This window comes from Micromonospora sp. D75, from assembly GCF_018070405.1.
Classification (GTDB): domain Bacteria; phylum Actinomycetota; class Actinomycetes; order Mycobacteriales; family Micromonosporaceae; genus Micromonospora; species Micromonospora chalcea.
Genome location: NZ_JAGPXV010000222.1, coordinates 1 through 8,538 on the forward strand (window position 1 = coordinate 1; position 8,538 = coordinate 8,538).

7 protein-coding genes are annotated in these 8,538 nt (G+C 72.2%); 5 read left to right on the forward strand and 2 right to left on the reverse strand.

The window, feature by feature from the left end; all coding sequences use genetic code 11:
- Positions 1–66: 66 nt before the first annotated feature.
- Together KBX39_RS15360 and KBX39_RS15365 are read right to left on the reverse strand one after the other, a co-directional pair.
- On the reverse strand, positions 67–741 hold the full coding sequence (locus KBX39_RS15360) for a DUF305 domain-containing protein (protein ID WP_043328618.1): 675 nt from the start codon (positions 739–741) through the stop codon (positions 67–69).
- Between the two features lie 13 nt (positions 742–754).
- The gene (locus KBX39_RS15365) at positions 755–1,591 is read right to left on the reverse strand and encodes a DUF3105 domain-containing protein (RefSeq protein WP_043328620.1); all 837 of its coding nucleotides are present in this window, start codon (positions 1,589–1,591) and stop codon (positions 755–757) included.
- 99 nt (positions 1,592–1,690) lie between these two features.
- On the opposite strand from KBX39_RS15365, the gene argS reads away from it, so the two are divergent.
- The 5 genes from argS to KBX39_RS15390 all read left to right on the forward strand — a co-directional run.
- Positions 1,691–3,319, forward strand: coding sequence for an arginine--tRNA ligase (gene argS / locus KBX39_RS15370; protein WP_210871183.1), 1,629 nt, complete (start codon positions 1,691–1,693; stop codon positions 3,317–3,319).
- Between the two features lie 2 nt (positions 3,320–3,321).
- On the forward strand, positions 3,322–4,707 hold the full coding sequence (gene lysA, locus KBX39_RS15375; protein ID WP_210871185.1) for a diaminopimelate decarboxylase: 1,386 nt from the start codon (positions 3,322–3,324) through the stop codon (positions 4,705–4,707).
- Positions 4,704–6,008, forward strand: a complete 1,305-nt coding sequence (locus KBX39_RS15380) for a homoserine dehydrogenase (RefSeq protein ID WP_043328623.1) — start codon at positions 4,704–4,706, stop codon at positions 6,006–6,008. The genes lysA and KBX39_RS15380 overlap by 4 nt, the downstream gene beginning before the upstream one ends.
- 112 nt (positions 6,009–6,120) lie before the next feature.
- On the forward strand, positions 6,121–7,170 hold the full coding sequence (gene thrC / locus KBX39_RS15385; protein WP_043328624.1) for a threonine synthase: 1,050 nt from the start codon (positions 6,121–6,123) through the stop codon (positions 7,168–7,170).
- A 581-nt stretch (positions 7,171–7,751) separates the two neighbouring features.
- Positions 7,752–8,538: efflux RND transporter permease subunit (locus KBX39_RS15390; protein WP_210871187.1), on the forward strand; the 787-nt coding region annotated here is incomplete at its 3' end.

The following is an 8,538-nucleotide window of genomic DNA, read 5'->3' on the forward strand; positions in this document are numbered from 1 at the left end:
GGGGAGGCCCGGTGCCCCTGGGAAGGGGGACCGGGCCTCGGGGGTCTTGCGGGGTGGCGGGTGGTGTTACGGGGTGCCGCCCAGGCGCTTCAGCGCCGCGCTCAGGTTGGTCAGGTCGTTCTGCTGCGTGTTCTTCATGACCTGCGCGACCGCCAGCACGTCGTCGTCACGCCCCTGCTCGAGGATGCCGTCGATCATGTGCACGCCGCCGATGTGGTGGCGGATCATCATCTGCAGGAAGAGCACGTCGAACTCGCGGCCGCTCGCGGCGCGCAGCTTCGCCATCTCCTCCGGCGTGGCCATGCCCGGCATCAGGCCGTCCTTGATCAGCCCGCCGCCGTCCTTCATCCACGCCATCGGCGCCTGCCCGCCGGTCGGGTCCAGCTTCCAGGACCGCAGCCAGGTCTGCATGGTGCCGATCTCGCCCTGCTGGCCGGTGGCGATGTCCACGCCGACCTGGCGTACCTCAGGGTCCTGCCCCTGGTTGAACGCGAGCAGCCCCATGGCCACGGCCTGGTTGTGGTGGGCGGTCATGTCCCGGGCGAACCCGGCCTCCGCCGAGTTCTCACCCGGCCGGGTGAGCGTGGGGGTGAGCAGACCGCCGGCGTACCCGAGGAGCAGCCCGACCACGAGGGCGGCGACCACCGCCGGCAGGCCGTAACGGCGCATCGCGCCCCGGCCGCCCTGGTCGGCGGCCGGAGCCTCGTCCAGTTCGCTGTCGGTGGTCACCGGAGCGGTCATCGCGGCGTCGTCCTTACTGGGTGGGCTGCTGGGGCATGGTGTTCTGCAGGTTGTCGCGCGGAGCGGTGCCGGTGGCCGTGACGCCCTGGTCGCAGAGCGCGTTCGGGCCCTCGATGGAGGCGTTCACCCGCAGCGTCTTGATGAAGTCGTCGATGCGGCCGTCGTCGGCGTTGTCGACCTTGAGCTGGTAGCCCCAGGCCTGCAGCGAGATCGGCTTGTCCAGCCCCTCGAACGGGCTGAGCATCAGCTTCTCCTTGCCCTGCACCTTGCTCTTGAGCTTCTCCACCTGGTCGGCGGGCAGGTCCGGGCGGTAGGTGATCCAGACCGTGCCGTGCTCCAGGCTGTGCACCGCGTGCTCGTTGGCGATCGGGGCGTCGTAGACGTCACCCATGCAGTTCTGCCAGGCCTGGTTGTGCGGGCCGCCGACCGGCGGGAGGACGTCGTACTTGATCGCGCCGGGCTGGTGGTTGCCGCCCTTGACCAGGTCCTTGTCCTTCTCGCGGTAGTCGACGATGCCGTTGATCGCCTGGGCCCGCTTCTCCCACGGCTGGCCGCCCTGGTAGACCGCCCAGGCGCCGACGCCGATGATGCCCACGGCCAGCACGCCGACCGCGACGAACAGGGCGATCGGGCCCCACGAGCGACCCTGGCTCACCTTCACCGGGGCGATCGGCTTGCGGCCCTTGCCGCCGGCACCGGGCCGTGGCGTGCCCTTGCCGCCCCCGGCCTTGCCCGCGCCGGCCTTCGCGGCTGGCTTGTCGGCAGCCGCGGGCCGGCCGGCGGCCGGCTTCTTGCCGGTGCTGACCACGGTGGGACGGCGCTCCGGGCCGCCCGGGGTGCTGATGCTCATCGTGCCTCGTCAGGTCGGTCGGTCAGGGGGACCGCGGGGCCGGTTCACATGCTGGGTCGCCGCCGCGGTGCCCGAGTCTACCCCCGATAACATGGATCAGTGACTCCCGCAGAACTCGCCGAGGTCGTCCTCGCCGCAGCCCACGCCGTCTTCGACGAGCGCGGGCTGGACCGCGCCGCGCTGCCCGCGCAGACCACCGTCGAGCGACCCCGTAACCCGGATCACGGCGACTACGCCTCGACGCTGGCGCTCCAGCTCAGCAAGAAGGTGGGCGTACCCCCGCGGGAACTGGCGACCGCGCTGGCCGACGAGCTGGCCAAGGCGCCGGGGGTCAAGTCGGTGGAGATCGCCGGGCCGGGCTTCCTGAACGTCCGCCTCGACGCGGCCGCCGCCGGTCAGCTCGCCAAGCTCATCGTCGAGGCCGGCCCGGCGTACGGGAGCAGCGACACCCTCGCCGGGCAGCGGATCAACCTGGAGTTCGTCTCGGCGAACCCGACCGGCCCGGTGCACATCGGCGGGGTCCGCTGGGCGGCCGTCGGTGACGCGCTCAGCCGACTGCTGCGCGCCACCGGCGCCGAGGTCGGCACCGAGTACTACTTCAACGACGCCGGCTCCCAGATCGACCGGTTCGCCCGCTCGCTGCTGGCCGCCGCGCAGGGCCAGCCCGCGCCGGAGGACGGCTACGGCGGCGCGTACATCGCGGAGATCGCCGCCGAGGTGGTCCGCCGCCGGCCGGACGTGCTCGACCTCACCCCGGACGCCGCCGAGGAGGTCTTCCGGACCGAGGGCGTCCAGCTCATGTTTGCCGAGATCAAGTCCTCGCTGCGCGACTTCGGTGTGGAGTTCGACACCTACTTCAACGAGAAGGACCTGCAGGAGCAGGGGCACGTCTTCGAGTCCGAGGGCGCGACCTGGCTGCGCACCACCGAGTTCGGCGACGACAAGGACCGGGTGCTGCGCAAGTCCAACGGCGAGTGGACGTACTTCGCCGCCGACTGCGCCTACTACCTGAACAAGCGGGAGCGCGGCTTCGACCGGGTCGTGATCATGCTGGGCGCCGACCACCACGGCTACATCGGCCGGATGAAGGCGATGTCGGCCTGCTTCGGCGACGACCCGGCGCGCAACCTGGAGATCCTCATCGGCCAGCTGGTCAACCTGGTCCGCGACGGCGCCCCGGTGCGGATGAGTAAGCGGGCCGGCACCGTGGTCACGCTGGAGGACCTGGTCGACGCGATCGGCGTGGACGCGGCCCGGTACGCGCTGGCCCGCTACTCGGCCGACTCGCCCATCGACATCGACGTGGAGCTGTGGACCCGGGCGAAGAACGACAACCCGGTCTACTACGTCCAGTACGTCGCGGCGCGTACCGCAGGGGTGGCCCGCAACGCGGCCGAGATCGGGCTGACCCGGGGTGACGCCGCCGCGTTCCAGCCCGAGCTGCTCGGCCACGACAAGGAGAACGAGCTGCTCAAGGCGCTCGCCGAGTTCCCCGCGGTGGTGGCCACCGCCGCCGAGCTGCGGGAGCCGCACCGGGTGGCGCGCTACCTGGAGGAGAGCGTCGCGCAGGCGTACCACCGGTTCTACGACAACTGCCGGATCGCCCCGCAGGGCGACGAGAAGATCACCGACACCCACCGGGCGCGGCTCTGGCTCAACGACGCGACCCGGGTGGTCATCGCCAACGGCCTGCGCCTGCTCGGGGTGTCCGCGCCGGAGCGGATGTAGTCATGCGGGCGCATGAGGCAGGAGCGCTGCACGGCGAGATCGGCAGCCGGGGGCCGGCCTGGCTGCGTACCCCGGTCGACGTCAACGCCCTGGTGCCGCAGCTGTGGCCGCGCAACGTGGTGCGCGGCCCGGCCGGCGCGCTGACCGTCGCGGGCCTGGACGTCCGCGACCTGGCCGCCGAGTACGGCACCCCGGCGTACGTGCTGGACGAGGACGACCTGCGCGAGCGCTGCCGCGAGTTCCGCGCTGCCTTCCCGGACGCGGACGTCTACTACGCCGGCAAGGCCTTCCTGTGCCGCGCGGTGGTCCGGATGATCGCCGAGGAGGGCCTGTTCCTCGACGTCTGCACCGGCGGTGAGCTGGCCACCGCGCTGTCGGCCGGGATGCCGGCGGAGCGGATCGGCTTCCACGGCAACAACAAGTCGGTCGCCGAGCTGACCCGGGCGGTCGACGCCGGGGTGGGGCGGATCATCGTCGACTCGTTCACCGAGATCGACCGGCTCTCCGAGCTGGCCCGCGAGCGCGGGGTACGCCCGAAGGTGCTGGTCCGGGTCACCGTCGGCGTGGAGGCGCACACCCACGAGTACATCGCCACCGCGCACGAGGACCAGAAGTTCGGCTTCTCGCTCGCCGGCGGCGCCGCCGCGGCGGCCGCGTTCAAGATCCTCGACGAGGACGTGCTGGAGCTGCGCGGCCTGCACTCGCACATCGGCTCGCAGATCTTCGACGCCAGCGGCTTCGAGGTGTCCGCCCGCCGGGTGCTCGCGCTCCAGTCGCAGATCCGCGACGCCCGCGGCGTGGAGCTGCCCGAGCTGGACCTGGGCGGCGGCTTCGGCATCGCGTACACCACCCAGGACGACCCGGCGTCGCCGCACGACCTGGCGAAGCGCCTGCGCAAGATCGTCGACGGGGAGTGCGCGGCGGAGAACCTCGCCGTGCCGCACCTGTCGGTCGAGCCGGGCCGCGCGATCGTCGGCCCGGCCGTGTTCACGCTCTACCAGGCCGGGACCGTGAAGGACGTGGACGGCCTGCGCACCTACGTGAGCGTGGACGGGGGGATGAGCGACAACATCCGTACCGCGCTCTACGACGCCTCGTACTCGGCCACGATGGCGAACCGCACGTCGACGGCGCAGCCGATGCTCGCCCGCGTGGTGGGAAAGCATTGTGAGTCCGGGGACATCGTGGTGAAGGATGAATTTCTGCCCGCCGACGTGCAGCCCGGAGATCTTGTTGCGGTGCCCGGCACCGGGGCGTACTGCCGGAGCATGGCCAGCAACTACAACCATGTCCCGCGGCCCCCGGTCGTCGCCGTCCGTGACGGTCGGGCGCGGCTGATCGTCCGCCGGGAGACCGAAGACGACCTGCTGGCATTGGATGTGGGATGACCTCACCGGTTCGCTTGGCGCTGCTCGGCTGTGGCACGGTCGGTAGCGACGTGGTCCGACTGCTGCACGAGCAGTCGGCCGACCTCGCCGCCCGGATCGGCGCCCCGCTGGAGATCGCCGGGATCGCCGTACGCCGGCTCGGCCGTGACCGCGGTGACCTGCCGGTCGACCCGGCGCTGTTCACCACCGACGCGCTCGGGCTGATCAAACGCGACGACGTGGACGTGGTGGTCGAGGTGGTCGGCGGCATCGAGCCGGCCCGCGGCTGGCTCGTCGAGGCGCTGCGCGCGGGCAAGAGCGTGGTCACCGCCAACAAGGCGCTGCTCGCCGAGGACGGCGCGACGCTGCACGACGCCGCCGCCGAGGGCGGCGCCGACCTCTACTACGAGGCCAGCGTCGCCGGGGCGATCCCGCTGCTGCGCCCGCTGCGCGAGTCGCTGCACGGTGACCGGATCACCCGGGTCACCGGCATCGTGAACGGCACCACCAACTTCATCCTCTCCGCCATGGACGCCACCGGCGCCGGCTTCGCCGAGGCGCTGGAGGAGGCCACCGAGCTGGGGTACGCCGAGGCGGACCCGACGGCCGACGTGGAGGGCTTCGACGCCGCCGCCAAGGCCGCCATCCTCGCCTCGCTGGCGTTCCACACCCGGGTGACCGCCGCCGACGTGCACCGCGAGGGCATCACCGAGGTGACCGCCGCCGACGTGGCCAGCGCCAAGGCCATGGGCTGCACGATCAAGCTGCTCTGTATCGCCGCCCGGGGCGTCGACCCGGAGGGCCGGGAGACGGTGAACGTCCGGGTGCACCCGGCGATGATCCCGCTGACCCACCCGCTCGCGAGCGTCGGCGACGCGTTCAACGCGGTGTTCGTCGAGGCCGACGCGGCCGGGCAGCTCATGTTCTACGGCCGGGGCGCCGGTGGCGCGCCCACCGCCAGCGCGGTGCTCGGCGACGTGGTGGCGGTGGCCCGCAACCGCCTCGCCGGGGTACGCGCGGCCAGCGAGTCCGCGTACGCCGACCTGTCGGTGCGGCCGATGGGCGAGGCGCTCACCCGCTACCACATCAGCCTCGACGTGGCCGACCGCCCGGGTGTGCTGGCCGGGGTTGCGGGGGTCTTCGCCCGGCACGAGGTGTCCATCGCCACGGTGCGGCAGGGCCCGGCCGGCGGCGACGCGGAACTGGTTATCGTCACCCACGTCGCGCCCGACGCCGCGCTCGCGGCCACCGTCCGTGAGCTGCGCGGACTGGACATCGTCCGCTCGGTGACGAGCGTGCTGCGGGTGGAGGGCGGCGCGTAACCGGCGCGTCCCGCCTGATGGTTAAGGCAGGGTGTGCCGGTGGCCGGCCGGGCAGGCTGGTCCACGCTGTTGGCAGGCCCCGGAGCGGGGCGACAGAGGCGAGGAGCGCGACATGTGGCGGGGACTGATCGAGGCGTACCGGGACCGGCTGCCGGTCACCGACGCGACTCCCGTCGTCACCCTGCACGAGGGCAACACGCCGCTGCTGCCGGCACCGGTGCTCTCCGCCCGGGTCGGCGCGGACGTCTGGCTCAAGGTCGAAGGGGCCAACCCGACCGGCTCGTTCAAGGACCGGGGCATGACGGTCGCCGTCTCCAAGGCCGTCGAGGCCGGTGACAAGGCGATCATCTGCGCGTCCACCGGCAACACCAGCGCCTCCGCCGCCGCGTACGCGGCCCGCGCCGGGATCACCTGCGCGGTGCTGGTGCCGCAGGGCAAGATCGCGCTGGGCAAGCTGGCCCAGGCGCTCGTGCACGGCGCGAAGCTGCTCCAGGTGCAGGGCAACTTCGACGACTGCCTCGGGCTGGCCGGCAAGCTCGCCCAGGACTACCCGGTCGCGCTGGTCAACTCCGTCAACATCGACCGGCTGCACGGCCAGAAGACCGCCGCCTTCGAGATCGTCGAGGCGCTCGGCGACGCGCCCGACATCCACTGCCTGCCGGTCGGCAACGCCGGCAACATCACCGCGTACTGGATGGGCTACTCCGAGGACCTGCGCGACGGCAACGCCACGAAGGCCCCCCGGATGTACGGCTTCCAGGCCGCCGGCGCCGCCCCCATCGTCACCGGCCAGGTGGTGCCGGAGCCGTCCACGATCGCCACCGCCATCCGGATCGGCAACCCGGCGAGCTGGACCAAGGCCCTCGACGCGCGGGACGCCTCCGGCGGCCTGATCTCCGCCGTCACCGACCGGGAGATCCTGTCGGCGTACCGGCTGCTGGCCCGCGAGGTGGGCGTCTTCGTGGAGCTGGGCAGCGCGGCCAGCGTCGCCGGTCTGCTCCAGCAGGCCGCCGCCGGCAAGGTGCCGGCCGGGTCGCGGGTGGTCTGCACGGTCACCGGGCACGGCCTGAAGGACCCGGAGTGGGCCATCTCGACCGCGCCCGCGCCGGTGACGATCGCCAACGACGCGCTGGCCGCCGCGCGCTCCCTCGACCTGGTCTGATCCCTCCGTCTCCCGCGTCGTTCCCGGACCGGCCGGCGTGCTCCGCGCTCGACCCATGCCAGTTCGGGGAGGTGGCGGTATCCCCGCTCTTGATCGACTCCAGATCGGGGAAGTGGCGGTATCCCCGCTCTTGATCGACCCCAGTTCGGGGAAATGGCGGTATCCCCGTCCTTGATCGACACCAGCTCGGGGAGATGGCGGGGTCAGGGTGGGTGTGATGCAACCACTGCGGCGAAGTGGAGTCGATCAACAATCGGGTGACCTGCTCACGGGCCGGCCGAGGTGGAACGCGGCGGCCACACCCGAAGGCCGGGTGGGACCGGGGCAGCCCGGCGGGGGTGTCCCGCCCGCATCGCGCACCCGCGCCTCCGGGCCAAAACCTTGATCGACACCAGCTCGGGGACGTGGCGGGATCGGAGGGGGTGGGATGTAACCACCTCGGCGAAGTGGAGTCGATCAAGGCGGGCGCGGGCGACCCTCACGCACGGCGATGTCATCGGCTGGGGCGGATGCCGGGAGTGTCGGGCCGTGCGGCAGACTCAGGGCCCCGCAAACCCCCTCTTCAGGAGTGAGTAACGCCGATGTCGCTGCTCGCCAGATTCAGTCTCGCCAACCGGGGCCTGATCGCCCTCGTCGCGTTGGTGACGACGGCGTTCGGGCTGTTCGCCGTGCCGTCGCTGAAGCAGCAGCTCCTGCCGTCGCTGGAGTTTCCCGCCGCGTTCATCGTGGCGACGTACCCGGGCGCCGCGCCGGAGATCGTCGAAGCCCAGGTCGCCGAGCCGATCGAGAACAGCCTCAAGGGCATCCCGGGCCTGGACACGGTCACCTCGACCTCGCGCGAGGGCTCGGCCACGGTCCAGGTGCAGTACGAGTTCGGCACCGACCTGGACGACGTGGTCAACAAGATGGAGACCGCGCTCAACCGGATCGACGCCCAGTTGCCCGAGGGCGTCGACCCGCAGGTGATCGCCGGCAGCACCGACGACCTGCCCGCCGTGGTGGTCGCCGCGACCGGTGACGGCGACGAGCGGGCGCTGGCCGAGAAGCTGCGTACCGCCGTCGTGCCGGAGCTGGAGGCGCTGGACGGCGTCCGGTCGGTGGACGTCACCGGCGCCCGGGACCAGATCGTGACGATCACGCCGGACCCGGCGAAGCTCGCCGCCGCCCGGGTGGCGCCGACCGCCATCGCGTCGGCGCTCAAGAGCAACGGTGTGGCGGTGCCGGCGGGCGCGCTCGCCGATGGCGACCGATCGCTGCCGGTGCAGGTGGGAACGCCGATCCGGACGCTCGACGACCTGCGCGGCATCGTGCTCACCACGGCGCCCGCCGCCCCGGTACGCCTCGGCGACGTCGCAGCGGTGGAGCAGC

Bases quoted from the DNA above. Each gene is read 5' to 3' on its own strand.
- KBX39_RS15365 (WP_043328620.1), bottom strand. From the start codon at position 1,591: ATGAGCATCAGCACCCCGGGCGGCCCGGAGCGCCGTCCCACCGTGGTC.
- KBX39_RS15380 (WP_043328623.1), top strand. From the start codon at position 4,704: ATGACCTCACCGGTTCGCTTGGCGCTGCTCGGCTGTGGCACGGTCGGT.
- KBX39_RS15360 (WP_043328618.1), bottom strand. From the start codon at position 741: ATGACCGCTCCGGTGACCACCGACAGCGAACTGGACGAGGCTCCGGCC.
- thrC (WP_043328624.1), top strand. From the start codon at position 6,121: ATGTGGCGGGGACTGATCGAGGCGTACCGGGACCGGCTGCCGGTCACC.
- lysA (WP_210871185.1), top strand. From the start codon at position 3,322: ATGCGGGCGCATGAGGCAGGAGCGCTGCACGGCGAGATCGGCAGCCGG.